Consider the following 26,238-nt stretch of genomic DNA (forward strand, 5'->3'; position numbering starts at 1 on the left):
CGTCCGATTTGAGGGTCGGCGGTCGATGAGGTAGCCTGGGAACAACCGAAGACCGCTGGTCATCGTCGTGCGTGAGAACGCGAGGCGATCGAAGCTCTGCTCAGCAGGGGCCCGCGCAGGACACGAACTTTCAGAGCTCCGTGCGCTTGCGCCGGAGCTTTTCTGTTGCATGCGGTCAGGGGCCGGCGCCTCACCTCCGTGAGGCGCCTCGTACACACCAAGGAGTGACCATGGCGCAGAAGGACGCATCGGTTGCCGAGCTCACGAAGTCATTCGAGAACTCGACTGCCGTTCTGCTGACCGAGTACCGCGGTCTGACGGTTGCCCAGCTCAAGGAGCTGCGCAACAGCATCCGTCAGGACGCTGAGTACGCCGTGGTGAAGAACACGCTGACCAAGATCGCCGCCAACAAGGCTGGCATCACCGCGCTGGACGACGACCTCAAAGGTCCGTCGGCTGTCGCGTTCGTGCATGGCGACTTCGTCGCCACTGCCAAGGCTCTTCGTGACTTCGCCAAGGCCAACCCGCTTCTCGTGATCAAGTCCGGCATCTTCGAGGGCAACGCCCTCTCTGCCGACGAGGTCAACAAGTACGCCGCGCTCGAGAGCCGTGAGGTTCTGCTGGCGAAGGCTGCGGGCATGATGAAGGCGACGATGGGCAAGGCTGCTGCCACCATCGATGCTCTTCGCGAAAAGCTGGAGACCGCTGAGGCCGCGTGAGCGACCCACGATCTCGTTCAACAAACCCACCTATCTAGGAGATACATCATGGCTAAGCTCACCACTGAGGAGCTGCTCGAGCAGTTCGCAGGCCTGACCCTCGTCGAGCTCAACGACTTCGTCAAGGCGTTCGAGGAGAAGTTCGAGGTCACCGCTGCTGCCCCCGTCGCCGTTGCAGGCGCAGGCGGCGGCGCTGCTGAAGAGGTTGAGGAGAAGGACTCCTTCGACGTCATCCTCGAGGCTGCCGGCGACAAGAAGATCCAGGTCATCAAGACCGTCCGCGAGCTCACCTCGCTCGGTCTCGGCGAGGCCAAGGCCGTCGTCGACGGTGCTCCCAAGGCCGTGCTCGAGGGCGCGAACAAGGAAGCAGCCGAGAAGGCCAAGGCTGCCCTCGAAGAGGCAGGCGCCACGGTTACCCTCAAGTAATCCGTTCCAGGTCGCGGCGTGATGCCTCGCCCTGGAAGCGTCTGAACGCTTCACGAAAGCCCCGGGTCCGCCCGGGGCTTTCGTGCGTCCGGGGCGCAGATCCGCAGAGGAGCGGTCAGCGTCGTCCGGCGGTGGAGCTCCGGACGACCAGCGAGGATGTCGTCACGGTGCGCTCGCGCGGAGAATCCGGGTGGTCGATCTGCTGCCGCAGCAGGCGCACTGCCTCGTGGCCCTGTTCGCGCGGTGACTGCCTGATGGTCGTGAGCGCGAACATCTCGGCGTGCTGGTGGTCGTCGACTCCGACGATGCTGAGCTCGGTCGGCACGGCGATGCCGAGGCGACGTGCCGCGATCATCGCGCCGATCGCCGCCTCGTCGCAGACGCCGACGATCGCGGTGGGGCGTCCTCTGCGGTCACCGAGGAGCTCGACGGCGGCGGCGTAGCCGCCGGGCATGGTCGGGCGGCTGTCCGCGATCCTCGCGACCGCCTCGAGTCCCGCCGCGGCGAGAGCCTCGAGATATCCCTCCACGCGCTGGGCGTCGCCGAAGCTGAGATGGTCCGGATCCGTGGATCCACCGACGAACGCGATATCGGTATGGCCGAGTTCGATCAGGTGCTCGGTGGCGATCCGGGCGGCGGCGATGTCGTCGATCGACACGGCACTGGATCCCTCACTGTACGGACCGACGCTGACGAGCGGTCGCTCGGAGCGGTGCAGACGTTCGAGCTCCTGTGCGCTGGGCTGGATGCCGACCGCGATGATCCCGTCGAACCGTCGCCCGGGCAGCACGATGTCGAACAGGCGCTCGCGGGTCTCGCTGCCTTCGCGGATGCCGTAGAGGGCGAGCTCGTAGTCGAGGGCGAACAGCGATTCCTGGATGCCGGCGAGCAGCTCCGAGAAGAACCAGCGGTCGACCGGCGGCATGATGACTCCGACGGTCTGCGTGCGGCCCGTGGCGAGACTCGTCGCGGAGGAGTGTGCGACATAGGCGAGTTCTCCGGCAGCATCGGCGACCCGCTTGCGGGTGTCTTCCGAGACGTAACCGCGTCCGCTGAGTGCTCGGCTCGCCGTCGCCTTCGACACGCCAGCGCGCGCCGCGACGTCGGCGATCGTGCTCATCCGGTCCTCCTCGACCATGACTGCGACGCGAGCCCCCACCCCTGCGCCGATGACAGCGTAACGGGTCGCAGGGACGAAAAGGAACCGGTTCCACAGGAATTGTGAGGGAGCGCTCCCATGGTTCGTGCCAGGGCGCTGCGAATGGTTGTCAGTCTGTGATCCTGGCTTATTGTGCCGCGGCGTCGGACCCCGATAGGTTGTCCTGGAATCGGTTCCCGATTCTGTGCCGAGGGGCGGCGCGGAATGTCGTGGGAGCCGGGAAACTCGAAGAGGAGAATTCACATGGGTCTGTCACAGCGTTCCCGGCGTTACGCGCCAATCGCACTGCTGGGAGTCGCGGGCATCGCGCTCGCCGGTTGTGGTGCTCCCGGCGGCACGGACGGCGGGGGAGAAGGCGGCGGCGGAGACAACACCGTCACGATCTACGGCACGATCGTCGAAGGAGAGGCAGAACTTCTCGCAGAGTCCTGGGCGGACTTCGAGAAGGAGAACGACATCACGATCAAGTACGAGGGCAGCCAGGACTTCGAGACTCAGCTCGGCACCCGTGCACAGGGCGGCAACCCGCCCGACATCGCGATCTTCCCGCAGCCGGGTCTGTTCGCGGACTATGCGGCTCGCGACTTCCTGAAGCCGGCCCCTGACGCCGTCGAGGCGAACGCCAAGGAGTACTGGACGCAGGGATGGGTCGACTTCGGCACCTACGAGGACGAGTTCTACGGCGCGCCGCTCATGGCGAGCGTCAAGGGCTGGGTCTGGTACTCGCCGACGAAGTTCGCCGAGTGGGGAGTCCAGGAGCCCACGAGCTGGGACGAGCTGCTCACGCTGACCCAGACCATCCAGGAGAAGAGCGGCAAGGCACCCTGGTGCGCCGGCTTCGAGTCGGGTGTGGCGACCGGCTGGCCCGGCACCGACTGGATCGAGGACCTCGTGCTCCGCAACGCGGGCGCCGACGTCTACGACCAGTGGGTCAAGAACGAGATCCCCTTCACCGACCCGCAGATCAAGGAGGCGTTCGACGCCACCGGTGAGATCCTGCTCAACCCGGCCTACGTCAACGGCGGCTTCGGCGACGTGCGTTCGGTCAACTCCACGGCATTCGGCGACGTGGCCCCTGCGGTCGCGAGCGGCGAGTGCGCACTGACGCACCAGGCGTCGTTCCTGTCGGGCTTCTTCCCCGAGGGCACGAACATCGCCGAGGACGGCGACGTGTGGGCGTTCCTGCTTCCGAGCCAGAGCGAGGACGAGACGTTCATCACCGGTGGTGGCGAGATCGTCGGCGCGTTCAGCGACGACGAGGCGACGCAGAAGGTGCTCGAGTACCTCTCGAGCCCCGAGTGGGCTGACAGCCGTCTGGCGCTCGGTGGCGTGACGTCTGCGAACAAGGGCGTCGACATCGAGGCCGTCGAGAACCCGATCCTGCAGGAGTCGATCAAGCTGCTCCAGGACGACTCGGTCACGTTCCGCTTCGACGGATCCGACCAGATGCCCGGCGCCGTCGGCTCGGGAACCTTCTGGAAGGGCATGGTCGCCTGGATCAACGGCACCTCGACCGACGAGGTCCTGACCCAGATCGAGACCGGCTGGCCCTCCAGCTGATCGGATGAGGTGGGCCGCCCCGTCGGGCGGCCCACCTTCTCCCTCTCGGTCCGCGCATCGCCGCGCGGACCGCTGATCAGCTCCGTCTCATGAAGGGGAATCCATGAACGCGACTGTGTTCTTCCAATGGATCGGGTCTCTGCCCCCGATCGCCCAGGCTCTCGCCGTGGTCATCGCGTTCGCGGTGGTCGTCGTCGTCATCCTGCTTCTCGTCGACATCGCGCCCCGTAAGGGCGCGCTCTACACCGGCATCCGCCTGGCGATGTGCCTGCTCATCCCGTTCGCGGTGATGTGGTTCTTCAACTCCTATTACTGGGCGATGGGAGTAGCGGTCGCCGTCGGCGCCCTGTTCTTCTTCCTCGACTACCGTTCCCGCGACGGAGCCGGGTACCTGATCCAGCTCGTGGCATTCATGGCCCCGGCCATGCTGCTGCTGCTCGCGGGCCTGATCCTGCCGTCCATCCAGACGGTCTACGCGTCGTTCTGGAACTCCACCGGCAGCGACTTCGTCGGCTTCTCGAACTACCTCTGGATCTTCACGCAGTCCGACGGCGTCACCTCGGTCGTGAACACGATCGTCTGGGTGCTCCTGGTCCCGACGCTCTCGACCATCGTCGGTCTGGCCTACGCGGTGTTCATCGACAAGACCCGCGGCGAGAAGATCTACAAGCTCCTCGTCTTCATGCCGATGGCGATCTCGTTCGTCGGCGCGAGCATCATCTGGCGCTTCGTCTACGCCTACCGCGGTCCGGAGTTCGAGCAGATCGGTCTGCTCAACCAGATCCTGGTCTGGTTCGGCGGAGAACCGCAGCAGTTCCTGCTCAACGGACCGTGGAACAACCTCGCCCTCATCGTCGTGCTGATCTGGGTGCAGACCGGTTTCGCGATGGTCGTCCTGTCGGCGTCGATCAAGGGAGTTCCCACAGAGCTCCTCGAAGCGGCCGAGCTCGACGGCGCGAACGCGTGGGAGCGATTCCGTTCGGTGACGATCCCGTCGATCCGCCCCGCGCTGATCGTCGTCCTCACCACCATCTCGATCGCCTCGCTGAAGGTCTTCGACATCGTCCGCACGATGACCGGTGGCAACTACGGCACCTCGGTGCTCGCGAACGAGATGTACACGCAGTTCTCCAAGTTCGAGGCGGGACGCAGCGCTGCGCTCTCCGTCATCCTGTTCATCCTGGTGCTCCCGATCGTGATCTACAACGCGCGCCAGATCAAGAAGCAGCGGGAGATCCGATGACCGACACCGTGAACTCAGACACCGGACAGAGCACGAGGGCGATCACCACCGCCGGACGCTTCGAAGCCTCGGCCGGCCGCGCGCGCAAGCGCCTGAGCCGTCCGTGGGCCACCGTCGCATCGATCGTGATCGCCGTGGTGTGGACGATCCCGACGCTCGGCCTGTTCATCTCGTCGTTCCGTGAGAGGGACGCGATCGAGACGAGCGGCTGGTGGACGGTCTTCACCAACCCGCAGCTGACGCTCGACAACTATGTCGCCGTGCTGCAGTCCGGAACGACGCAGCTGACGATCCTGGAGTCGTTCTTCAACTCCATCGTGATCACGATCCCCGCCACGCTCATCCCGCTGATGATCGCGGCGATGGCGGCCTACGCGTTCTCCTGGATCGACTTCAAGGGACGCAACGCGCTGTTCATCTTCGTGTTCGCGCTGCAGATCGTGCCGATCCAGATGGCTCTCGTGCCGCTGCTGTCGTCGTTCTCGCGGGGCATCAACCTGTTCGGCGTCCAGGTGACGCAGGGACTGGACGCCTCGGGCGGCTACGCACAGGTGTGGATCGCGCACACGATGTTCGCGCTGCCGCTGGCGATCTACCTGCTGCACAACTTCATGTCGGAGATCCCGGGGGAGATCATCGAGGCGGCTCGCGTCGACGGCGCATCCCGCGGACAGATCTTCTTCCGGATCGTGCTTCCGCTGACGATGCCGGCGATCGCGTCGGTGGCGATCTTCCAGTTCCTGTGGGTGTGGAACGACCTGCTCGTCGCCCTCGTGTTCGCCGACGGCGCCGCCTCGCCGATCACGAAGGTGCTCGCCGAGATCACCGGTCGCGGCGAGGGATGGTACCTGCTCACCGCAGGAGCCTTCGTGTCGATCATCGTCCCGCTGATCGTCTTCTTCTCGCTCCAGCGGTACTTCGTGCGAGGACTCCTGGCGGGGTCCACCAAGGGCTGATCGGCCCTCGGAGACAGGTCGAGCACACGATGCCGCGATCGGGCGCAACACAGCCCCGGTCGCGGCATCGTCGCACGTACGCTGTGAACATGAAGTACGCAGACTCTATCGTCGACCTCGTCGGCGACACGCCCCTCGTGAAGCTCCAGCACGTCACCGAGGGCGTGGAGTGCACGGTTCTCGTGAAGCTCGAGTACCTCAACCCCGGCGGCTCCGCGAAGGACCGCATCGCCTCGCGCATCATCGACGCGGCCGAGGCCTCGGGCGACCTGCGGCCGGGCGGCACGATCGTCGAGCCGACGAGCGGCAACACCGGCGTCGGACTCGCGCTGGTCGCCCAGCAGCGCGGGTACAAGTGCGTCTTCGTGCTGCCGGACAAGGTCGGCGAGGACAAGATCGACGTGCTGCGCGCCTATGGTGCCGAGGTGGTCGTCACTCCGACCTCGGTGGCGGCAGACAGCCCCGAGTCGTACTACAGCGTGAGCGACCGGCTCGCCCGCGAGATCCCCGGGGCGTTCAAGCCCAACCAGTACGAGAACCCCAACGGGCCGCGCAGCCACTACGAGACCACCGGCCCCGAGATCTGGCGAGACACCGACGGCCGCGTCACGCACTTCGTCGCCGGGGTCGGCACCGGGGGCACGATCACCGGAACCGGCCGGTATCTGCGGGAGGTGTCGGACGATCGGGTCCGCATCGTCGGAATCGACCCCGAGGGCAGCGTCTACAGCGGCGGCACCGGGCGCCCGTACCTGGTCGAGGGAGTCGGCGAGGACATCTGGCCCGGCGCCTACGACCCGAGCGTGCCGCACGAGATCGTCGCCGTCGACGACGCCGAGTCGTTCGCGATGACCCGGCGGCTCGCGCGAGAAGAGGGAATCCTCGTCGGAGGCTCCAGCGGCATGGCCGTGGTCGGCGCGCTGCGGGTGGCGCGTGATCTGCCGGCGGACGCCGTGATGGTGGTGCTGCTTCCGGATGGCGGGCGCGGGTATCTCGGCAAGATCTTCAACGACGGCTGGATGCGCTCGTACGGGTTCAGCGAGGTGGAGGAGGGCGAGACCGTCGGCGACGTGCTCGCCGCGCGCACGGCCCGCCTGGGGGAGGGCATCCCCGATCTGGTGCACGCGCATCCGACCGACACCGTGCTCGAGGCCATCGGCATGATGACCGAGTACGACGTCTCTCAGCTGGTGGTGCTGAGCGCCGAGCCGCCGGTCATGATGGGCGAGGTGGTCGGCACGGTCGACGAGAAGGGGCTGCTGGACCTGCTGTTCCGAGGCGATGCGAAGCCCGCGGACGCCGTGGGCGATCATGTGGGGGACAGGCTGCCCCTCATCGGCATCCACGCGCCGATCGCGCAGGCACGTGCGGCGCTCGCCGATGTCGACGCGCTGCTCGTCACCCTCGACGGCAAGCCGCACACGGTGCTCACGCGACAGGACCTGCTGTCGTACATCTCCCGCTGATCCCGCACGGACGCCGGACGCCGGACGTAACAGGAGCGGATGCGGTCGCCGGAGCGGACGTAGGCTGAGGGACATGTCCGAGCATGCCTTCGCCACCAGAGCCATCCACGCAGGTCAGGCGCCTGACCCGACCACCGGGTCGATCATCCCGCCGATCTATCAGGCCTCGACGCATGTGCAGGACGGCATCGGCGGGTTCCGAGACGGGTACGAGTACAACCGAGCCGGCAACCCGACACGGTCATCGCTCGAGACGCAGCTCGCCGCACTCGAAGGCGGCGCGAACGCGCTGTCGTTCGCGTCGGGGCTCGCTGCGGAGGATGCGCTGCTGCGCGGCATCCTCCGACCCGGCGATCACATCGTGCTCGGAAACGACGTCTACGGCGGCACCTACCGCCTGCTCACCAAGGTGCTCGCGCCCTGGGGCATCGAGACCACGACGGTCGAGCTGTCGAACGTCGACGAGCTGCGCGCGGCGATCCGGCCCGAGACGAAGATCGTCTGGGTCGAGACGCCCAGCAACCCGCTGCTGAAGATCGTCGACATCGAGCTCATCGCCGAGATCGCCCACGCGGCCGGGGCGATCGCCGTCGTCGACAACACCTTCGCCTCACCGGCACTGCAGCAGCCGCTCTCGCTCGGCGCCGATCTCGTCGTGCACTCGACCACGAAGTACCTCGGCGGGCACTCCGACGTGCTGGGCGGTGCGGTCGTGTTCCGCGACGACCGTTTCTTCGAGCAGGTCAAGTTCCAGCAGTTCGCGGTGGGTGCGGTCTCCGCGCCTCTCGACGCCTGGCTCACGACCCGCGGCATCAAGACGCTCGCGGTGCGGGTGCGCCAGCACTCCGAGAACGCGCAGGCCATCGCCGAATGGGCAGCCGGCCGCCCGGAGTTCGCGACCGTGTACTACCCGGGGCTCGCCTCTCACCCGGGGCACGACGTCGCCACGCGGCAGATGAGCGGGTTCGGCGGGATGCTGTCACTCGGTCTCTCCGCCGGTGCCGATGCAGCCAAGTCGTTCGCGGAATCGACCGAGCTGTTCCAGCTCGCGGAGTCCCTCGGCGGTGTCGAGTCGCTGATCGGATACCCGCCGGACATGACCCACGCCTCGGTGCGGGGCACCGCGCTCGCCGTGCCCGAGAACGTCGTTCGGCTGTCCGTCGGCATCGAAGGCGTCGACGACCTGATCGCCGACCTCGAGCAGGGGCTCGCTCGCCTCGGCTGACCCCTCAGCGTCGATGGCGCACGCAGGTGGGCGCGAGCGGGCTGTAGCATGGAGACTTCGCCCGGATCGAATCGATTCGACTTCCGTCGCGGATTCGGCCGCTCTCGCGACGTGATCCCTCGCGACTCACCTGATCCCCTCCAACTCCGGAAGGACCGTCGTGCCCGACGCTCCACGCACTGACTCCATCCCGACCACCCCCGCTCCTGAGCGGACCGCCACGGGCAGCATCCGCATCCCGTCGTCGACGGGCGCGATCCGCACGCTCGGCTCGAACCCGGCCACCGCGCCGATCATGCTGCACCCCGGCGACTCGATCTCGAACGGCCGTCGAGCCCTGTACATCGTGCTGCTCGGCGCGCTCACCGCGCTCGGCCCGTTCACGATCGACCTGTATCTGCCTGCCTTCCCGGTGCTGGAGCAGGACTTCGAGACCACGGCGGCAGCGATCCAGCTGACCCTGACGGGCACGATGATCGGCTTCGCGCTCGGCCAGCTCGTCGTGGGGCCGCTCAGTGACAAAGTGGGCCGCCGTATCCCGCTGATCGTCGTAACAGCGCTGCACGTGCTCGCCAGTGCGGCGGCGGCGTACGCGCCCACCCTTCCGCTGCTCAGCGGCGCGCGAGTCTTGATGGGCGTGGGAGCGGCCGCGGGCGGCGTCGTCGCCATGGCCATCGTCCGCGATCTGTTCGGCGGCCGCAGGCTCGTGGTGATGCTGTCGCGGCTCGCCCTCGTGTCGGGCGTCGCCCCGGTGATCGCCCCGCTGATCGGCTCATGGCTGCTCACGCTGATGCCGTGGCGCGGCATCTTCGTCGTGTTGGCCCTGTACGGCGTCGTGATGCTCGTGTCGGCCATCGTCTTCATCCCCGAGACGCTGCCGATCGCACGCCGCCAGGAGAAGGGCGGCGCGACAGTTATGCAGCGCTACCGCTCGGTGTTCTCCGATCGCGTCTTCATCGGCGTGCTGATCATCGGGGGCATGACCTTCTCGGGTCTGTTCTCGTACCTGTCGGCCTCGCCGTTCCTGTTCCAGCAGACGCACGGGCTCGACGCGCAGCAGTACGGTCTCCTGTTCGCGGTCAACTCGCTCGGTGTCGTCGCCGGCGTGCAGACGGCCTCGCGACTCGCCGCGCGCTTCGGACCGCAGTGGGTCATGGCCTACTCGACGGCGGTCCTGCTTCTCGCGGGCATCGCCATCATCGTGACCGATCAGCTCGGCCTCGGGCTGTGGGGCACGGTCATCCCGCTGTTCGTCTTCATGACGGCCTGCGGCTTCACCTTCCCGAACGTGCAGGTGCTCGCTCTCGACAGGCACGGCAAGGCGGCGGGCACCGCGGCGTCCGTGATCGGAGCCACGAACTTCGGCGTCGCAGGGCTGATCTCGCCGGTCGTCGGCTGGGTCTCTCAGGGTGCGGGGATCACCGCCACGACGATGGCCTCCGTGATGGTCGGATGCGCGGCCATCGGGGTCCTGTCACTGTGGCTGATCGTGCGTCCACGGACTGTCGGCATGCTGGCTCCCTGACTTTCAGCTTCCGACCGGCAGAATGGTTCGATGAGATCACGAACGCTGCTGTGGTGGGGAATAGGGATGCTCGTCGCGGCGACGCTCCTCGGAGCGGCGATCGTGTTCGGGTACACCGAGCCTCCCGGCTTCGACACCTGGTGGAACGAGACGATCAGCACGTACCGCACCGACGCGATGCTGTCGTTCGCGTTGGTGCTGAACAGCATCGGCGGCGGGTGGATAGCGATCCTGCTCGTTCCGCTGCTGCTGATCACCGCTCTTCTCGTGGCTCGGCGATGGCAGGCCGCCGTGTTCGCCGCTGTGGCGTTCCTCGCGAGCGCCGGCGCCGTGCAGCTGCTGAAGCACCTGTTCGGACGAGCGCGCCCGGAGGACATGATCGTCGTGAGCGACTACGGATCGTTCCCCTCGGGGCACGCCGCCAACGCGGCGACGATCGCGATGGTCCTGTGGCTGGTCTTCCCTCGCGTGTGGACCGCGATCCTCGGCATCCTCTGGGTGGTCGCGATGGCGCTCTCGCGTACTCTCCTGTCGGTGCACTGGGCCACCGACACGCTGGGCGGTGCGCTGGTCGGCGCCGGCGTCGTTCTCGTGCTGGGGGCCTGGCTGCTGCCGTGGGTGCAGTCGACGTCGCAGCGGGACGACCCCGCAGTCGCGCCGGTAGGCTGACACCGTCCACATCGCATCGAGGAGCAGCATTGTCGCGCATCCGTCCGTATCGTCCGTCCGACCGCGCCGCCCTCTACGACGTCTGCGTCAGGACTGCGGATGCCGGAGCCGACGCGACCGGGATCTTCTCGGACGACTCGCTCTGGGGTGACCTCTTCGCCGTGCCGTACGTCGAACGCCACCCCGACCTCGCCTGGGTCGTCGAGACCGACGACGAGCGCGTGATCGGCTACATCGTGGCGACGGACGACACGGATGCCTTCGCGACCTGGTTCCGCGACGAGTGGTGGCCTAGGCGACAGGAGCGGTACCCGAGGGTCGACGAGCCGAGCACCCGTGAGGATCGCATGATCGAATACGGCTATGCGCAGGCCCCGGGCCGGGACGCGAACGCGGAGGAGTACCCCGCGCACCTGCACATCGACCTCCTGCCCGAGACCCAGGGTCAGGGACTCGGGCGCCAGCTGATCGAGACGCTCTTCAACGAACTGCGCCGCCGCGGAGTGCGGGGGCTGCATCTGGGCATGGACCCGAACAACACGGGCGCCGCCGCCTTCTACAAGCGGCTGGGCATGACACCGCTCCCTGCGGAGCCGGGCGGACAGAGCTTCGGCGTGACGTTCGACTGAGCTCTCGGCCGGGCGGCGGGTCCGGTGCTCGCTGCGCTCGCGCCTCCCCGAATCCCCAGCGCTCGATAAAAAGCATGAAGGGCCCCCGCTGGCGCGGAGACCCTTCATGCTTTTTGGCGGTGACGGCGGGATTCGAACCCGCGGTTGCTTGCACAACACACGCTTTCCAAGCGTGCTCCTTCGGCCGCTCGGACACGTCACCAAGGAACAACCTGAACAGTCTATCCGATCGGGTGGGCAGCCCATGACCAGCTCGTGTGAGGAGCATCATCCGGCGGGATGCTGCTCCACCGGTATGCGATCCGTCCGAGCCTTGCGCCCGCGAAGCGATGCTCTCTAGCCTCGAACGTAGACACTATGCAGTCATATAAGAGCGCACGGCCAGGGTGTATGAGCCCAGCCGCGCAGCCGACACCGATCGGCGAACTCGTCTCGGAAGGACGTTCATGGCGACAGACCCTTTGCCCACCGTGGCCAGCACTCCTGTGCGCACCGCGTTGCGCCTGGCACACTCCCGCGCTCTCGCAGACCTCGGCCTCGATGCGATCGGCCGTTCACGCTTCGGATGGCGCGACCGGTCGATCGGCTCAGCCGTCGAACGGGCCGGCTCCTCATACTGGTTGCGAGTCGTCTGGGCTCGAAGCGAGTGGGCGAGGAGCTCGTGGTGGGTCGGCAACCAGGACGCGATGACCATCACCGGGGTCGAGAAGCCCCGACTGATCGACGCGCGGGCGTGGGAGGAAGGACCGCTGGTGTATCGGGCCGACCTCATGAGCCTGCTTCCCGGTCGGGTGTGCGCTCCGACATCCGTGCTCGAGCGGACGCCCGGGCTGGACGAGACGTGGTGGACCGCGCTCGAACGCAACCTCGACGCCGTCGCGGCGACGCCGACGGAGCGCACCGTGCTCGATTCCGAGATCATGCGCCGCAGGATCGGCGTGTTCTTCGGCATCGACCTCGATGTCGACCAGGACGACTGGGTGGCGAGCCACGGCGACCTGCACTGGAACAACCTTCACCGGGAGCCGTTCGCGATCGCCGACTGGGAGTCCTGGGGTCTGGCGCCTCGCGGCTACGACCCGGCGTTCCTGCTCGGACACTCCCTGGCCGTTCCGCACGTGGCAGATCAGATCGCGCGGCGATTCCGTCGGGACCTGGAGACCGAGAGCGGCATCGTCTCTCAGCTGTACGTGATGACGAAGCTGCTCACACGTGCGGACGCCGGAGAGCACGTCGGACTCGTGCCCGCGGTGCATCGTCACGTCGGGCGGCTTCTCGGCACTCGGGTGCCGCTGCGGCGTCGGGCTCCCGCTCGTGCGACGTAGGATCTCTGGGTGGCAACCCCCAAGATCGTCCTCTTCTACGTCTTCACCCCGCTCGCCGATCCGGATGCGATCCGGGTGTGGCAGCGCGACCTCGGCGAAGCGCTGGGGCTGCGCGGACGGCTCCTCATCTCGAAGGACGGAGTCAACGGCACGTTGGGCGGTGACCTTCTGGCGCTGAAGAAATGGGCGCGGTCATTCCGGTCTTATGCGCCCTTCAAGAACGCCGACATCAAGTGGAGCGAAGGCACCGGCGTCGACGCGGATGGTCGTAGCGTCGACTTTCCGAAGCTCAGCGTCAAGGTGCGCGACGAGATCGTGTCGTTCGGAGCACCGGGCGAACTGCGGGTCGATGAGAACGGGGTCATCGGCGGCGGCACTCGGCTCACACCGGAAGAGCTGCACGAGCTGATGGGGGAGCGAGGCGACGAGGTCGTGTTCTTCGACGGACGCAACGCGCTCGAAGCGCAGATCGGCCGCTTCCGGGGAGCGGTCGTTCCCGACACCGAGACGACTCGCGACTTCGTGCAGCTGCTCGACTCGGGTGCCTACGACGACCTCAAAGGCAAGCCGGTCGTCACCTACTGCACGGGCGGCATCCGCTGCGAGGTGCTCTCGAGCCTGATGACAGCCCGCGGGTTCGGCGAGGTGTACCAACTCGAGGGCGGCATCGTCCGCTATGGCGAGCAGTACGGTGACGAGGGCCTCTGGGAGGGGTCACTCTACGTGTTCGACAAGCGCGGCTCCGTCGACTTCTCCGACCACGCGGCCGTCATCGGCGAGTGCGTCGGCTGCGGTGTGCCGACCAAGCGCACCGCGAACTGCCCGGACCCCGCCTGCCGCACCCAGTTCGTCGTCTGCGAATCCTGCGACTCGGTGCGCTGCGAGCTGCACGCCGCCTGATCCCCTGGCCAGCACCTTCGGCAGTCGCGGTACTACTCAGACGAGCAGCGGCACGTCGGTGCGGCGGCTGACGAAGAGCGATCGCGGCAGCAGGAACGCGTGCACCCTCGTCCAGCGATCGACGCTGCGGCGCAGTTGAGCCGTCACATCGATCAGAGCGGCGTCGAGATCTCGGGCCGCGCTCGCCGAGGGGCGCGCATAGCTCGCCTGCTCGACTGCGGCGACGAGCACTCTGACGGCGTCGGCATTCACGCCGCTGTCTCTCACGAGGTCATCGCCGCGCATACGAGGGGTCTCGGCGTCCGACAGGGGTACGCGCAGATCCTGCATCGTCGCCCGCAGCTCGGCCCACGCGGCTCCGGCGTCACCGTCCCGCGCGCGCCCGCGCCGCGCGAACCGCACCGCGAGACGAGCGAATGCGGGAATCAGCAGCACCACCAGCACCCCGAGCGTCGTCAGCACGACGGGAGTGGGGTCGAGCTGACGACGCTCCCCGGTCGCGCCGGCGTTGTCGCCGGCATCCTCACGCTCGAGCTCCGGTCCCGAGGTCTGCTCGGTGCTGGGAGCCGCCGTCGGAGCGGGCGTCGCGGCGCCGCCCGTCCCCCCGCCCGTCGTCGCCGCGGCGCTGAAGGCCGTCGGAACCCCGAGAGACGCCGTCGGTTCGAACGGGACCCAGCCCACGCCGGGGAAGAGGACCTCGGGCCATGAGTGCAACTGGTCGCTCGAGACCGAGTACACCGCCTCATCGCCGCGCGTCGTCTCGGTCAGCGCCCCGGGGAGGTACCCGACGACGATGCGCACCTCCATGTCGAGGCTCTCCGCCATGAGCGCGAACGCCCCGGCGAAGTGGATGCAGTATCCCGACCGCACCTCGAGGAACTCGGCGACCGCATCGGCTCCGGTGCCGTCAAAGCCCTCATCGACAGGGGTCTCGAGAGAGTAGGCGAACTGGCTCCGGAACCACGACTGGAGCGCGACCAAGCGGTCGTAGTCGTTCGTGGCGTCCGCCGTGACCTCGGCCGCCGTCTCGCCGATCACGTCCGGCAGGTCGACCGGCTCGGCATCGGGGTCGACGATCGGCGAAGCGGCGGGAAGCGCGCGGATCTGCTCGAGAGTCGGTGAGACGTCGAGCGACCGCACCGTGTAGTCGTTGCCGACGGCATCCCCGTTGCGAGACGCGAGAGTGCGGTTCTCGGGGCTCACCCGCCAGGCGGCGGAAAGTCCCTGCACGCCGGTCGCGGGGTACGGCACGGGGAGCCATGAACTCGACATCCGGATCACGCGGATGGAGGTGTTCTGGTCGGTCGTCTCGATGTCGTCCGCCCACTCGTCGGGGCCGAATCCCTCGCTCTGCGCCTGCAGGTCGCCGCGATCGGGCTCCCACACGCGCCCGTCGAACGACGACAGCGTCGTGAGTCGCAGGTAGGGCGCGGTGTCCGCCGTCGTCGCCAACGTGAGCACCTCGACAGGGTTCGGCTGTCGCAGGTCATCGCCGAGGCGCAGCGACGCATCGACGGTGACCCCCGTACCTGTGCCCGTGAGAGTGGCCGAGACCGGCAGCACCGGTGCGACGATCACCGTCGCCGCGAGCGCAGCGACGCCGACGCCGGCGGCGACCGCCACGGATGTCCGCCGCGGCGAATCGGGATTCTGCGCCGCCGTGTACCGCAGCAGCACGAGGATCAGGATGCCGAGCAGCACGAACCAGACGACGTTCACACCCCCGAGAGTGGCGATCATCGGCATGGATCCGACGACGGCGGTGAGGAGGCTGGCGAGGATCGCGCCGCGCTGGGCGACGAGCTGGTCGAGCAGGATGGCGACGACGCCGAACCCCAGGCCCATCACCGCCTGGAGCCCCGGTGATGCGGCGAGCGGGGCCGAACCGAACGCGATCTCCTCCCAGGCAGCGGCTGCGAGAGCCTGGAAGGTGTAGAAAGTCGCTTCGGTGGGCACGACGCCGAACACCGCGGTGTCGCCCGCGACGAGCAGGATGACGGTGCCCATCACCACCAGGATCTGGACGGCGATCGTGACGAGGTCGCGTGCCCAGGCCGGACGGCCGCGCATCAGCGTGCGACACGTCATGCCCGTGAGCGCCGTGACGACGATCACGGCGAGGACCGCGAACGACCAGCTGCCGGGTTCGATGACCGAGGTGAACGGCCACATCGCGACGAGCCCCGCCGCCGCAGCCAGCACCGACGGCAGGACGGTGCCGACGGGCAGCTCGTGCTCGCGGTGCCACGACAGGCGGGATCCGCGTTCGGCCTGTCGTTCAGCTCGGGACATCGGTCGCTCCCCGGTGGTCCGCGGTGCCGCCGATGCGGTCGGGCAGCACGTTCTCCCACGCCTCTGCGATGTCGTCGCCGAGTCTCGCGAAGCGCCAGCCGTTCCGCTCGGCCGCCGCGACGACGCCGGTGCCCGGTGCGGTCGCGAACAGCATCGGCGCTGCCGCTCCGGACGGGCGCAGCAGGGCGGCATCCTCGTCGTCGATCTCGCCTGTGATGTAGACGAGCGGACCCGGAGGTGTGCCACCGACCAGAGTCGCAAGGTCGCGGGGCTCGCCGCGCGGGCCGACCAGCGCGAGGGCGACGAGAAGGCCGTCCCGATCGTCTTCGTGGCCGCGCAGCGTGCCCAGCAGAGTCCCGCCGCTGTCGATCACATCGACGCCGTATCCCTCCTGCACGAGGTGCACGGCGACGGAGGCGCACATCGACACCGCGGTCTCGAAAGCGGGGTCCTCGGCATCACCCGGGCGCGCCCAGCGTGCGGCGCTGCGGTCGAGGATCACGAGAGCGTCGGGGCTGGACTCCTCCTCTTCCTGCCGCACCATCAGCTGTCCGCGATGCGCGGTCGCCCGCCAATGGATGCGGCGCATCGAGTCGCCCGGGATGTAGCGGCGCGGCGAGAGATTGTCGCTGCCCTGCCCGAGCCGGCTCGAGGACGTGTGCGCGGTCCCGCCGGCGGCCCCGACCTTGACGGTCAGCGGCGCGAGCGTGAACACCTCCGGGACGACGGTGACCGTGCGCGTCTCGCCGAACGCCTGCTCGCGCTGGGCGAGACCGAACGGGTCGACGGTGCGCACCACCAGTGGGCCGATCGGCCACACGCCGCGACGGACGCCGGTGATCAGATAGGTCAGCTGCCCCGTCTCGGACGGGTACTCGCCCGCCGAGTCGCCGCTCACCGCGGGCGGCAGCACGTCGCGCCAGAGGCCGCGGGGAACGCGCAGGGCCCGCAGGGTGAAGCGCAGGGTCACTCGCGAGGTCTCCGACACGGTCAGCAGGTCGGTCGAGACCTGCCGCGTGACGGTGCCCGTGCGCCGCGGCAGTCGCACGACGAGAACCGAGAAGACGGTGAGCACGAGAAGGAGGATGCCGATGTAGAGGAGGATCGGCGCGCCCAGCATGTTCGCCGCGATCAGGCAGCCGAGACCGGAGAGGAGCGCACCCGTTCCCCGCAGGGTGAGGGTTCGACGGCGAGGCATGGCGAGCGGCGGGTCAGGAGCGCGCGGTCACGGGCACCCGCACGCGCTCGACGATCTGCCGCAGAGCCGCCTCGACCGGCTGGGCTCCGGCGCGGTGCGCGCCGCGGGCGGGAAGGAGTCGGTGGGCGAAGACCGGGACGATCAGCGCGGTCACGTCGTCCGGGATCACGAAGTCGCGTCCGTCGAGTGCCGCCCACACCTTCGCGGCGCGGATCAGCTGAAGCGTCGCCCTCGGGCTCGCACCCAGGTGCAGGTTCGGGTCGGCTCGGGTGGCCTGCGCCAGAGCGACCGTGTACTCCTCGAGCGCCGGCGCGACATGCACGGAGCGCGCCCAGGCGATCAGTCCCGAGATCGACGCCGCGTCGGCGACCGCTCGCACCGCGGCGAGCGGGTTCACGGTGTCTCGCTGTCGCAGCATGAGCGCCTCGGCCGCCGCATCCGGGTAGCCCATCGAGATGCGCATCATGAAGCGGTCGCGCTGTGCTTCGGGGAGCGCATAGGTCCCCTCCATCTCGAGCGGATTCTGGGTCGCGACGACCAGGAACGGATCGGGCAGCATGTGGGTCGACCCGTCGACCGTCACCTGCCCCTCCTCCATGGCCTCGAGCAGCGCCGACTGCGTCTTGGGCGACGAGCGGTTGATCTCGTCGGCGATCACGATGTGCGCGAACACGGCGCCGCGTTTGAACTCGAACTCGCGATCGACGGGGTTGTAGACGCTCACGCCCGTCACATCGCCGGGGAGGAGGTCGGGAGTGAACTGGATGCGGCGGACGGTCGCATCCACGCTCGCGGCCAGCGCGCGTGCCAGCATCGTCTTGCCGACGCCTGGCACGTCCTCGATCAGCAGGTGTCCCTCGGCGAGCAGGCACACGAGCGCGCTCCGCACGGCATCCGGCTTGCCGTCGATCACCCGTCCGACGGACTCGACGATGGCAGACGTCTGCGCGGCGAACTGCTCGGCGTCGACAACGGCCGGGATCAGGGGCGGGTTCTCTGGCATGCGTTCCCTCTCGCGTGGGCGCTGCGGTGCGCGTGAACCGATCGTAACCCGGCTGCCTACGGTTGGGGTGAGAACCGGCGTCGGGCATCAGCCCCAGACACGAGCCCGGGGTTCTGCGGGGTCCACCCGGCTGTCGGCGCTGCGCGCGACACGCAGCAGGGCGAGTCCCTGCACCCCGCTCAGCTCGTGCAGTGAGCACGTGCCGGTCAGGGCCCGCCAATGGTCGCAGAAGCGCTCGGCGTCTCCGCGCCGCCGGGCGATCAGGCGAGGCACTGCGAGAAGCGTGCGTCCGGGGGAGAGGCGGTCGGCGAGGCGTTCGAGCACCCGGACCCGCGGCAGCCCGGCCGCGTCGATGCGCAGCAGGAACCGGGGTGTGCGCACCGGTGCGAAGAGCTCCTCGACGGCATCGGCGATCACGCGTGCGTCCGAGACGGAGCCGCCGAGCTCGATGCGGATGCGGGTGGGGTCGGCGTCGTCCGGACGCGCAGTGATCGCTGACTCGTCGATCCGCCCGACGCGTCCTGCCTCCTCCAGCGTGTGGGCGACGGCGACCGCCGCGGCTCGGTAGATCTCGGCCGGCCTCGAGCGATCGCGCAGAGAGCGGACGAGCATGCGCACAGGGGATGCCGTCGCAGCGACAGCGCCCCCGATCAGCGCGAGCGCGACCCCGAAGGCAGGGGCGAAGGAGACCCCGAAGAGCGCGAGCACGGTGACGAGCACGCCTGTCGTCGCGGCGCCGGCGAGGAAGCCGCCGACCGCTCCCGCCCTCGCCGTCTGCGCGGCGCGAAGCAGTGGGGCGCGGGTCGTCCGACGGATCGACACCGTCTCCCGTTCGTGGGCACGGTACGGCTCGCCGATCCGCCACTCCTCCCTCGTCCGACTCCGAGAGGGCCACTGCGCGCGCACGAGGGCGCCGAGATCCGCGATCGTCGTCGACGGGTCCTTGTCGAGCACACGAGTCCACGCCTCGACGGCGGGTGGGGTGAGTGCATGACCCAGTCCGCTGACGATCCGGCCGTCGCCCTCGGCGCTCAGCCCCCACAGATGCGAATGCCGACGACGGAGTCGCAGGGACTCGGACGCATCGTCGAGGTCGACGTGCGACGGGATCAGGCAGACGACCGACCAGTTGTGCGCGACCTTCTCGGGCCATGCCGGATCGAGCCTCAGGGTGCGCCCCCGCAGCTGCTGGGTGCCCGATGAGGTGGCCACGGTCGTGAGATCGACGAGGGTGTTCACCGACGGGCAGTCCCAGCCTTCGCCGAGCAGCCCTCGGGTGCCGACGAGCAGGCGCACATCGCCTCGGCGGATCAGCTCGGACACGGCCGCGACGACTCGTCCGCTTCCGGCGGCGCGCATCTGCAGGTCGCGCACGGGACCGATGCCCTCCGTGATGCCGACCGGCTCGCCGAGCAGTTCGCCGAGCGCGACCGCGATGTCGGCGGCGTCGTCGGCGCGGACACGCAGGTGCTGCGAGGTCAGCAGCACGGGGCGCAGTCGGGAGGTGACAGCGTCGACGGCGAGGAGGCCGAACGTGCGGAGCGCCCCGGCGGGTGCGTCACCGGCCAGACCGCGGCTGTTGCCGTGCTCGACGAAATCGGTCACGACGACCGCGCGGATCCGATCGCCGTCGGCGCCGGCGAGTTCTCGCTGGAGGATCTCGACGGCCGCGTGGTCCTTGGCGGCGGAGAACGCCAGAGTGGTCTCGATCGGGTTGCGGCCGCGTCGGATACCCCGGTCGGTCAGCGCGTACCCGAAGTCCGCGAGCGAGCGCCGCACGTACTCCCACTGGCGCACGGCAGGGGGATCCGAGAGCAGCCGTGCCTGGGCGAACCGTGACAGGACCGTCAGCAGGTCGTCGGTCGTGCATCGGTCGAGCAGGGCCGGCGGGATGGAGGCGATGAGCGGATGCTGCGGAGAGACCTCGCGCAGCACGAGAGCGCATGACCGGGTGAGGGCGAAGTCCGTCGCGAAGGCCCGGTCGAGGCGGGCGAGCGGAGTCTCGGCGAGAGAGGCGTCCTGCGGCTCTGCGGGTTGGAGGTGATGCTCGAGGTACGACAGCGCGTCGGGGGTCGACAGCACCTGCGTGATCAGGTCGTGCAGCAGCGATTCGTGCCGTCGGATGAACGCGGCCTCTGCGGGCAGGGGCTCGGTGAACATCACGTGATCGCGATACGGAGCCAGGTGGCCCTCCTTGACCACCGCCGGTGTCGGCACCTCGTAGTCGACCTCGCCGAGCAGGTGGCTGTAGTTCTCGTACTCGGTCTCGTCGTCGGGCGACGGCAGGGTCGCGGTGAGGCCGATCAGCGTCGGCTCCGCGCCGCTCTCTCGGATGCGGGCGACCAGATAGGCCACCACGATCGCCCAGTGGTCGAGCAGATGATGGCACTCGTCGAGCACGACCGTGCGCACCCCCGCCTCGACGAGTCGGTCGATGAGCGCGACGGCGTTCGGGTGCAGCACGCGAGCGAGCTCCGAAGGGCGCTGGCGGGTGAAACGCGAACGCAGTCGGCGCGCACGACTGCGGATGCCGGAGCGGTGGCGGGCGGGGTTGTCGACCGCCAGCTCGGCGAGCCATGTCGCGGCATCCGCCTCGGTGCGGCCGCTCGCGACGAGTTCCTCCGTCCAGATCGCCCTGGCGAGGTCGTCGAAGGGTGAGCCGTCTCCCGTCACGCTGAGCAGCTGATAGGTGAGCACCGTCAGGTCGCCGAGACGCTCGGGATCATCCGAGACGGCCGCCGCGTCCGGCGCCAGCTCCGACGCGGTGCGCACCCACTGATGGCGGATGGTCACCGTCGGCGACAGCACGAGAGTGCGGTGACCTTCGCGTGCGGCGAGCAGCAGGCCCAGCAGCGTCTTCCCGGAGCCTGGCGGGGCGACGATGTGCAGCGGGGCTGCGCCTCCCGGAGGGATCCGGTCGAGGACCTCGGCCTGGTAGGTGCGCAGCGTTCCCGGAAAATGCCACGCCGACAGGGGAGGGGCGGCGACGGGATCCATGACCTGCCCAGTCTGTCAAAGAGCAGGGGCAGACATCGGCTAGACTTGTCGACGGCTCTCCGCGTGGCGGCATCCAGGCCAATTCCCCCAGGGCGGAAACGCAGCAAGGGTAACCGGGCTCTGCTGGGTGCGCGGAGGGTCACTTTCTTTTTGTCAGGGTCCTCCGGGGCAGTCCTGACAGGATCGTGACGTGACAAGGCCAGATGTGACCCGCACCGCCGACTCCCCGCGCTCCAGCGCTCTCGGCCGTTTCGCGGCGCCTCTGCTGCTCGTCGCCCTGATGTGGCTCGTGCAGCTCGTCGACGCGATCCTCCCCGGGTCCTTCACGGGCTTCGGTCTTCGGTCCTGGGACCTCTCGGGGCTCGGGGGCATCGTGGTCGGGCCTCTCCTGCACGCGGATTGGGCGCACCTGATCGGCAACACCGTGCCGCTTCTCGTGCTCGGCAGCCTCGTCGCTGTCGAGGGCACCCGCAGGTTCTGGACCGTCACCGCATTCGCCGCCGTGGTCGGCGGCCTCGGCACCTGGCTCGTGAACGCGCCAGGAGCATTGACCGTCGGGGCATCAGGACTCGTCTTCGGATACTTCGGATACACCGTGATGCGGGTCTTCGCGCCGGGACGAGTCGCTCATCGCGTGCTCTATGCGATCGTCGCGCTCATCGTGATCGGACTCTACGGCGGCTCGATGCTCGCCGGCGTCGTCGGCGTTCGCGAGGGCATCTCGTGGCAGGCGCATCTGTTCGGTGCGATCGGGGGCGGCCTCGCCGCGTTCGTCGGCAGAGGCGGACGCGAGACCCGCAGCGTATGAGCTCTCGGGGCGCGACCACGAGGAAGACGCCGTCGACGAGGAAGACGGCGGCTCGCAGGAAGGCAGGCGCCCGCAAGGCGACCGACGGCAAGACGGCGAGTCGGCAGCGCGCACGCACGCACCGCGCGTCGCCGCGACGTCGAGCGCAGCGGCGGATGCGGCGGGCGAAGGTGCTGCGACGCGTCGCACTCTCTGCGGCGGCGGTGATCGTGGTCGCGCTCGCCGCGGTGCTGATCCCGCTGGGACTCGCCCACGAGAAGCCGCTGGCGATCTGCATCTCCGATCCGACCACGTTCCCGGAGGCGGGTGTCGCGGGCTGGCAGGGGGAGCAGCTCGAGAACGCCGCGACCATCATGCAGACGGCGACCGCGCTCGGCTTCGGTCGAGACGGGCAGATCCTGGGCGTCATGACGGCGATGGGCGAGAGCAGCCTGAACAACATCGACTACGGCGACTGGGAGACGAGCGGGTTCACGAACCCCGACGGCAGCCGGACGACGAGCATCGGACTCTTCCAACAGCAGCACTGGTGGGGTTCGGCCGAGCAGCGCATGGACCCGGCGACCGCCGCGACGCTGTTCTACGAGCGCCTCGCGAGAGTCCCCGACTGGCAGTCGATGGATCCGTCGCTCGCGATCCACCGGGTGCAGATCAACCTCGACCCCACCTATTACACGCGCTACGCCTCTGACGCCGCAGCCGTGGTCGATGCGCTCTCGACGCCCTGCTGAGCTGTTTCGCACGGCTGTCAACCCAGCGAGATCATGAGGTCGTGCACCTAGGGTGGGACTGTGGCGCAGAGCATCTACATCACCTCGGCCGAAGGCCATACCGGTAAGTCGACCATCGCCCTCGGCGTGCTCGACGCGCTCATGCGCGTCACCCCGCGGGTCGGCGTCTTCCGCCCGATCGCCCGGTCGGTGACCGAGCGCGACGACGTGCTCGAGCTGCTGCTCGCACACGACGGGGTGCACCTCGACTACGAGGACTGCATCGGCGTGACCTACGACGATGTGCGAGACGACCCCGACCGGGCGCTGTCGACCATCGTCGCCCGGTTCAAGGCGGTCGAAGCCCAGTGCGACGCGGTCGTCATCATCGGCAGCGACTACACCGATGTCGCCAGCCCCGCAGAGCTGGGGTACAACGCCCGGATCGCCGCGAACCTGGCGGCGCCCGTGCTGCTCGTGCTCAGCGGTCGCGATCAGCAGCGGCAGGCCGAGCAGCTGGGCACGACCACCGCCCGCACTCCCGCCGCGGTCGGACAGATCGGGGCGCTCGCGCTCGCCGAACTCGAGGTCGAGCGTGCGGAGCTGTTCGCGATCATCGTGAACCGGGCCGACCCCGATCGGCTCGACGACATCGAACAGGCCGTCGCGGCGGTGCGCCCGCAGAAGACCACGCCGGTGTGGGCGATCCCCGAGGACCGCACCCTGGTGGCACCGTCGATCGACGGCATCCTCGCCGCGGTCGACGGCCGGCTCATCAAGGGTGACCGCGACCGTCTCGCACGCGAGGCGCTGACGATCGTCGTCGCGGGCATGTCGATGGTGAACGTGCTTCCCCGGCTCACGGAGGAGTCGGTCGTGGTGATCCCCGCCGACCGCACCGAAGTGCTGCTCGCGACGCTGCTCGCGGATGCGTCCGGCACGTTCCCCCGAGTCGCCGGCATCATCCTGAACGGCCCCTTCCCGCTTCCCGAGCCGATCGTCCAGCTGCTCGACGGCTTCACCTCGACCGTGCCGATCATCGCGACCGACCTCGGCACCTACGACACCGCGGTGCGCGTGATGGGGGCCCGTGGCCGCATCTCGCCCGAGTCGCGGGGCCGCTACGACCGGGCGCTGGGGCTCTTCCAGACCCACGTCGACATCGCCGAGCTCACCACTCAGCTGGGTCTCGCGGAGTCGCGCGTCGTGACTCCGCTGATGTTCGAGTACGGCCTCATCGAGCGAGCACGCTCCGACCGTCGACGTATCGTGCTGCCGGAGGGCGATGACGACCGCATCCTCCGAGCGGCGGCGACCCTGTTGGCCCGGGAGGTCGCGGATCTCACGATCCTCGGCGACGAGTCGGCGGTCAGGGCTCGGGCGGTCGAGCTGGGCGTCGACATATCGGCGGCCCAGGTGATCAGCCCGAACGATCCCGAGATGGTCGAGCGCTTCGCGGCCGAGTACGCGCGGCTGCGGGCGCACAAGGGCATCACGCTGGCCCAGGCCGCCGACACGGTCACCGACGTGTCGTACTTCGGCACGATGATGGTCCACCTGGGCCTCGCGGACGGCATGGTCTCGGGTGCCGCGCACACGACGGCGCACACGATCCGCCCGTCGTTCGAGATCATCAAGACCAAGCCGGGCGTCACCGTCGTGTCGAGCGTCTTCCTCATGGCGCTCGCCGACCGGGTGCTCGTCTACGGCGACTGCGCGGTGATCCCGGATCCGACGAGCGAGCAGCTGGCCGACATCGCGATCTCGTCGGCAGCGACCGCACAGCAGTTCGGCATCGAGCCGCGCATCGCGATGCTGTCGTACTCGACGGGGGAGTCCGGCTCGGGCGCCGACGTCGACAAGGTCAGAGCCGCGACCGCACTCGTGCACGAGCGCGCACCCGAGCTGCTCGTCGAAGGCCCGATCCAGTACGACGCCGCGGCCGACGCGGCGGTGGCGAAGGCGAAGCTCCCCGACTCGGCGGTGGCAGGGCGGGCGACCGTCTTCGTCTTCCCCGACCTGAACACCGGTAACAACACGTACAAGGCGGTGCAGCGATCGGCGGGTGCCGTCGCGATCGGCCCCGTGCTGCAGGGTCTCAACAAGCCGATCAACGACCTCTCGCGCGGTGCCCTGGTCGACGACATCGTCAACACCGTCGCGATCACGGCGATCCAGGCGCAGTCCGAAGGAGCGACCGCATGAGCGCGATCCTCGTCATCAACAGCGGTTCCTCGTCGCTCAAGTACAGCCTGATCGACATCGAGAACGAGAACGAGCTCGCGACGGGACTCATCGACCGGATCGGACAGGACCTCAGCGCCGTCCGCCACACGGTGCGTCCGGATGCCGGAGGGGATGCCGTCGTCACGATGCTCGACGCCTCGTACGACTCCGAGCAGCCCGTAGCCGATCACGATGCCGCGTTCACGGTGATGCTCGACCAGTTCGCCGAGCACGGTCCGCTGCTCGACGAGCATCCCCCCGTCGCAGTCGGACACCGGGTGGTGCACGGCGGGGCACGGTTCTACGCACCGACCCTCGTCACGCCGAACGTCGAGGAGCAGATCGAGGAGCTCTCGGTGCTCGCCCCGCTGCACAACCCCGCGAACCTCGCCGGGATCGTCGCGGCGAGGGCGGTGTTCTCCGGCGTCCCGCACGTCGCCGTGTTCGACACGGCGTTCCATCAGACACTGCCTCCGGCCGCCTACACCTATGCGATCGACGCAGAGCTCGCCGCGGAGCACCGGGTGCGCCGATACGGATTCCACGGCACCAGCCACCAGTTCGTGAGCGAGTCGGCCGCCGCGTTCCTCGGGCGCGACCTGGGCACACTCCGCCAGCTCGTCTTCCATCTCGGCAACGGCGCCTCGGTGACCGCGATCGAGGGTGGCCGATCGGTGGAGACCTCGATGGGGCTCACTCCGCTCGAGGGGCTCGTCATGGGGACCCGGTCCGGCGATCTCGATCCTGCGGCCCTCGTGCACCTCTCGCGTCGAGCCGGGTACTCGATCGACGATCTCGATGCGCTCCTCAACACGCGCAGTGGGCTCAAAGGCCTCGCAGGGCGCAGCGACATGCGCGACATCCTCGCGGGCAGGGAAGCGGGAGATGCGGCGGCGACGCTCGCGTTCGACGTCTACATCCACCGGCTCAGGGCGTATGCGGGGTCCTACATCGCGCAACTCGGCGGAGTCGACGTGATCTCCTTCACCGCGGGGGTCGGCGAGAACGCAGCGGCCGTGCGCGCGGAGGCGATGGCGACGCTCGGATTCGCCGGCGTGGAGATCGATCACGGGCGCAATGCCGCACGCCAGCGCGGAGTCCGGCGGATCTCGACGGACGCGTCCAGAGTCGCTGTGCTCGTGGTGCCCACGAACGAAGAGCTCGAGATCGCCCGGCAGACGTTCCGTCTGCTCTGACCGATA

General features: G+C 68.7%; 21 protein-coding genes, 1 tRNA gene and 1 other RNA gene. 17 read left to right on the forward strand and 6 right to left on the reverse strand.

Features of this window, described 5'->3' with window-relative positions:
* Nucleotides 1-230 precede the first annotated feature (230 nt).
* Nucleotides 231-719, forward strand: a complete 489-nt coding sequence (gene rplJ / locus ACIPV5_RS15795; RefSeq protein WP_053097428.1) for a 50S ribosomal protein L10 — start codon at nucleotides 231-233, stop codon at nucleotides 717-719.
* Nucleotides 720-767: 48 nt separating this feature from the next.
* Complete coding sequence (gene rplL, locus ACIPV5_RS15800) at nucleotides 768-1,145, forward strand: 50S ribosomal protein L7/L12 (RefSeq protein ID WP_042539579.1); 378 nt, start codon at nucleotides 768-770, stop codon at nucleotides 1,143-1,145.
* Nucleotides 1,146-1,260: 115 nt separating this feature from the next.
* Here rplL and ACIPV5_RS15805 read toward each other — a convergent pair whose 3' ends face one another.
* The gene (locus tag ACIPV5_RS15805; protein WP_400341830.1) at nucleotides 1,261-2,265 is read right to left on the reverse strand and encodes a LacI family DNA-binding transcriptional regulator; all 1,005 of its coding nucleotides are present in this window, start codon (nucleotides 2,263-2,265) and stop codon (nucleotides 1,261-1,263) included.
* Between the two features lie 282 nt (nucleotides 2,266-2,547).
* On the opposite strand from ACIPV5_RS15805, the gene ACIPV5_RS15810 reads away from it, so the two are divergent.
* The 8 genes from ACIPV5_RS15810 (at nucleotide 2,548) to ACIPV5_RS15845 (ending at nucleotide 11,577) form a co-directional block, all read left to right on the forward strand.
* The gene (locus tag ACIPV5_RS15810) at nucleotides 2,548-3,864 is read left to right on the forward strand and encodes an ABC transporter substrate-binding protein (RefSeq protein WP_053097426.1); all 1,317 of its coding nucleotides are present in this window, start codon (nucleotides 2,548-2,550) and stop codon (nucleotides 3,862-3,864) included.
* Nucleotides 3,865-3,967: 103 nt separating this feature from the next.
* Nucleotides 3,968-5,107 (forward strand): carbohydrate ABC transporter permease, encoded by a 1,140-nt coding sequence (locus tag ACIPV5_RS15815; RefSeq protein ID WP_053097425.1) that lies wholly within the window; start codon nucleotides 3,968-3,970, stop codon nucleotides 5,105-5,107.
* Nucleotides 5,104-6,063, forward strand: a complete 960-nt coding sequence (locus tag ACIPV5_RS15820; RefSeq protein WP_053097424.1) for a carbohydrate ABC transporter permease — start codon at nucleotides 5,104-5,106, stop codon at nucleotides 6,061-6,063. The genes ACIPV5_RS15815 and ACIPV5_RS15820 overlap by 4 nt, the downstream gene beginning before the upstream one ends.
* 89 nt (nucleotides 6,064-6,152) lie before the next feature.
* Nucleotides 6,153-7,529: a cystathionine beta-synthase gene (locus ACIPV5_RS15825; protein WP_056279809.1), complete on the forward strand. Its 1,377-nt coding sequence runs from the start codon at nucleotides 6,153-6,155 to the stop codon at nucleotides 7,527-7,529.
* A gap of 73 nt (nucleotides 7,530-7,602) precedes the next feature.
* Complete coding sequence (locus tag ACIPV5_RS15830) at nucleotides 7,603-8,754, forward strand: cystathionine gamma-synthase (RefSeq protein ID WP_400341832.1); 1,152 nt, start codon at nucleotides 7,603-7,605, stop codon at nucleotides 8,752-8,754.
* 160 nt (nucleotides 8,755-8,914) lie between these two features.
* Nucleotides 8,915-10,279, forward strand: a complete 1,365-nt coding sequence (locus ACIPV5_RS15835) for a multidrug effflux MFS transporter (RefSeq protein WP_400341834.1) — start codon at nucleotides 8,915-8,917, stop codon at nucleotides 10,277-10,279.
* Nucleotides 10,280-10,309: 30 nt separating this feature from the next.
* The gene (locus ACIPV5_RS15840) at nucleotides 10,310-10,948 is read left to right on the forward strand and encodes a phosphatase PAP2 family protein (protein WP_072591647.1); all 639 of its coding nucleotides are present in this window, start codon (nucleotides 10,310-10,312) and stop codon (nucleotides 10,946-10,948) included.
* Nucleotides 10,949-10,977: 29 nt separating this feature from the next.
* On the forward strand, nucleotides 10,978-11,577 hold the full coding sequence (locus ACIPV5_RS15845; protein ID WP_400341836.1) for a GNAT family N-acetyltransferase: 600 nt from the start codon (nucleotides 10,978-10,980) through the stop codon (nucleotides 11,575-11,577).
* Nucleotides 11,578-11,691: 114 nt separating this feature from the next.
* Here the strand turns inward: ACIPV5_RS15845 and ACIPV5_RS15850 are convergent.
* Nucleotides 11,692-11,779, reverse strand: a tRNA-Ser gene (locus ACIPV5_RS15850).
* A 244-nt stretch (nucleotides 11,780-12,023) separates the two neighbouring features.
* Here ACIPV5_RS15850 and ACIPV5_RS15855 point away from each other — a divergent pair.
* Both ACIPV5_RS15855 and ACIPV5_RS15860 read left to right on the forward strand, forming a co-directional pair.
* Nucleotides 12,024-12,902: an aminoglycoside phosphotransferase gene (locus ACIPV5_RS15855; RefSeq protein ID WP_157538284.1), complete on the forward strand. Its 879-nt coding sequence runs from the start codon at nucleotides 12,024-12,026 to the stop codon at nucleotides 12,900-12,902.
* Nucleotides 12,903-12,911: 9 nt separating this feature from the next.
* On the forward strand, nucleotides 12,912-13,802 hold the full coding sequence (locus ACIPV5_RS15860; protein WP_295103069.1) for a rhodanese-related sulfurtransferase: 891 nt from the start codon (nucleotides 12,912-12,914) through the stop codon (nucleotides 13,800-13,802).
* Between the two features lie 36 nt (nucleotides 13,803-13,838).
* Here the strand turns inward: ACIPV5_RS15860 and ACIPV5_RS15865 are convergent, their stop codons facing one another.
* From ACIPV5_RS15865 to ACIPV5_RS15880, 4 genes are all read right to left on the reverse strand, one after another.
* Nucleotides 13,839-16,094, reverse strand: coding sequence for a transglutaminaseTgpA domain-containing protein (locus ACIPV5_RS15865; protein ID WP_400341839.1), 2,256 nt, complete (start codon nucleotides 16,092-16,094; stop codon nucleotides 13,839-13,841).
* Nucleotides 16,081-17,292, reverse strand: coding sequence for a DUF58 domain-containing protein (locus tag ACIPV5_RS15870; RefSeq protein ID WP_400341841.1), 1,212 nt, complete (start codon nucleotides 17,290-17,292; stop codon nucleotides 16,081-16,083). The genes ACIPV5_RS15865 and ACIPV5_RS15870 overlap by 14 nt, the downstream gene beginning before the upstream one ends.
* Before the next feature lie 13 nt (nucleotides 17,293-17,305).
* Entirely contained in the window at nucleotides 17,306-18,295 is a 990-nt protein-coding gene (locus ACIPV5_RS15875; RefSeq protein ID WP_056279820.1) for a MoxR family ATPase, read from the reverse strand.
* 87 nt (nucleotides 18,296-18,382) lie between these two features.
* Nucleotides 18,383-21,292, reverse strand: a complete 2,910-nt coding sequence (locus ACIPV5_RS15880; RefSeq protein WP_400341843.1) for a hypothetical protein — start codon at nucleotides 21,290-21,292, stop codon at nucleotides 18,383-18,385.
* Between the two features lie 50 nt (nucleotides 21,293-21,342).
* Here ACIPV5_RS15880 and ffs point away from each other — a divergent pair.
* The 5 genes from ffs to ACIPV5_RS15905 all read left to right on the forward strand — a co-directional run bounded on the left by ffs (nucleotide 21,343) and on the right by ACIPV5_RS15905 (nucleotide 26,232).
* Nucleotides 21,343-21,439: signal recognition particle sRNA small type (ffs, locus tag ACIPV5_RS15885), an RNA gene on the forward strand.
* Nucleotides 21,440-21,482: 43 nt separating this feature from the next.
* Nucleotides 21,483-22,100: a rhomboid family intramembrane serine protease gene (locus ACIPV5_RS15890; RefSeq protein WP_230100382.1), complete on the forward strand. Its 618-nt coding sequence runs from the start codon at nucleotides 21,483-21,485 to the stop codon at nucleotides 22,098-22,100.
* Nucleotides 22,097-22,831 carry a hypothetical protein gene (locus tag ACIPV5_RS15895; protein ID WP_056279826.1) on the forward strand — a complete coding sequence of 245 codons (735 nt, stop codon included), beginning with the start codon at nucleotides 22,097-22,099 and terminating at the stop codon, nucleotides 22,829-22,831. Before ACIPV5_RS15890 ends, ACIPV5_RS15895 begins: the two co-directional genes overlap by 4 nt.
* A gap of 60 nt (nucleotides 22,832-22,891) precedes the next feature.
* On the forward strand, nucleotides 22,892-25,015 hold the full coding sequence (gene pta / locus ACIPV5_RS15900) for a phosphate acetyltransferase (RefSeq protein WP_056279828.1): 2,124 nt from the start codon (nucleotides 22,892-22,894) through the stop codon (nucleotides 25,013-25,015).
* Nucleotides 25,012-26,232 carry an acetate/propionate family kinase gene (locus tag ACIPV5_RS15905; protein ID WP_072591638.1) on the forward strand — a complete coding sequence of 407 codons (1,221 nt, stop codon included), beginning with the start codon at nucleotides 25,012-25,014 and terminating at the stop codon, nucleotides 26,230-26,232. Before pta ends, ACIPV5_RS15905 begins: the two co-directional genes overlap by 4 nt.
* Nucleotides 26,233-26,238 lie beyond the last annotated feature (6 nt).

The sequence above is a fragment of the Microbacterium sp. NPDC090014 genome (genome assembly GCF_044748285.1).
In the GTDB taxonomy this organism is placed as follows: domain Bacteria; phylum Actinomycetota; class Actinomycetes; order Actinomycetales; family Microbacteriaceae; genus Microbacterium.

Excerpts from the sequence above, each read along its gene's own strand:
- ACIPV5_RS15840 (WP_072591647.1), top strand. The coding sequence starts at position 10,310 with ATGAGATCACGAACGCTGCTGTGGTGGGGAATAGGGATGCTCGTCGCG.
- ACIPV5_RS15880 (WP_400341843.1), bottom strand. The coding sequence starts at position 21,292 with ATGGATCCCGTCGCCGCCCCTCCCCTGTCGGCGTGGCATTTTCCGGGA.
- ACIPV5_RS15815 (WP_053097425.1), top strand. The coding sequence starts at position 3,968 with ATGAACGCGACTGTGTTCTTCCAATGGATCGGGTCTCTGCCCCCGATC.
- ACIPV5_RS15805 (WP_400341830.1), bottom strand. The coding sequence starts at position 2,265 with ATGAGCACGATCGCCGACGTCGCGGCGCGCGCTGGCGTGTCGAAGGCG.
- ACIPV5_RS15820 (WP_053097424.1), top strand. The coding sequence starts at position 5,104 with ATGACCGACACCGTGAACTCAGACACCGGACAGAGCACGAGGGCGATC.
- ACIPV5_RS15825 (WP_056279809.1), top strand. The coding sequence starts at position 6,153 with ATGAAGTACGCAGACTCTATCGTCGACCTCGTCGGCGACACGCCCCTC.
- rplL (WP_042539579.1), top strand. The coding sequence starts at position 768 with ATGGCTAAGCTCACCACTGAGGAGCTGCTCGAGCAGTTCGCAGGCCTG.
- ACIPV5_RS15895 (WP_056279826.1), top strand. The coding sequence starts at position 22,097 with ATGAGCTCTCGGGGCGCGACCACGAGGAAGACGCCGTCGACGAGGAAG.
- ACIPV5_RS15810 (WP_053097426.1), top strand. The coding sequence starts at position 2,548 with ATGGGTCTGTCACAGCGTTCCCGGCGTTACGCGCCAATCGCACTGCTG.
- ACIPV5_RS15870 (WP_400341841.1), bottom strand. The coding sequence starts at position 17,292 with ATGCCTCGCCGTCGAACCCTCACCCTGCGGGGAACGGGTGCGCTCCTC.
- ACIPV5_RS15830 (WP_400341832.1), top strand. The coding sequence starts at position 7,603 with ATGTCCGAGCATGCCTTCGCCACCAGAGCCATCCACGCAGGTCAGGCG.
- ACIPV5_RS15855 (WP_157538284.1), top strand. The coding sequence starts at position 12,024 with ATGGCGACAGACCCTTTGCCCACCGTGGCCAGCACTCCTGTGCGCACC.
- rplJ (WP_053097428.1), top strand. The coding sequence starts at position 231 with ATGGCGCAGAAGGACGCATCGGTTGCCGAGCTCACGAAGTCATTCGAG.
- ACIPV5_RS15865 (WP_400341839.1), bottom strand. The coding sequence starts at position 16,094 with ATGTCCCGAGCTGAACGACAGGCCGAACGCGGATCCCGCCTGTCGTGG.
- ACIPV5_RS15905 (WP_072591638.1), top strand. The coding sequence starts at position 25,012 with ATGAGCGCGATCCTCGTCATCAACAGCGGTTCCTCGTCGCTCAAGTAC.
- ACIPV5_RS15875 (WP_056279820.1), bottom strand. The coding sequence starts at position 18,295 with ATGCCAGAGAACCCGCCCCTGATCCCGGCCGTTGTCGACGCCGAGCAG.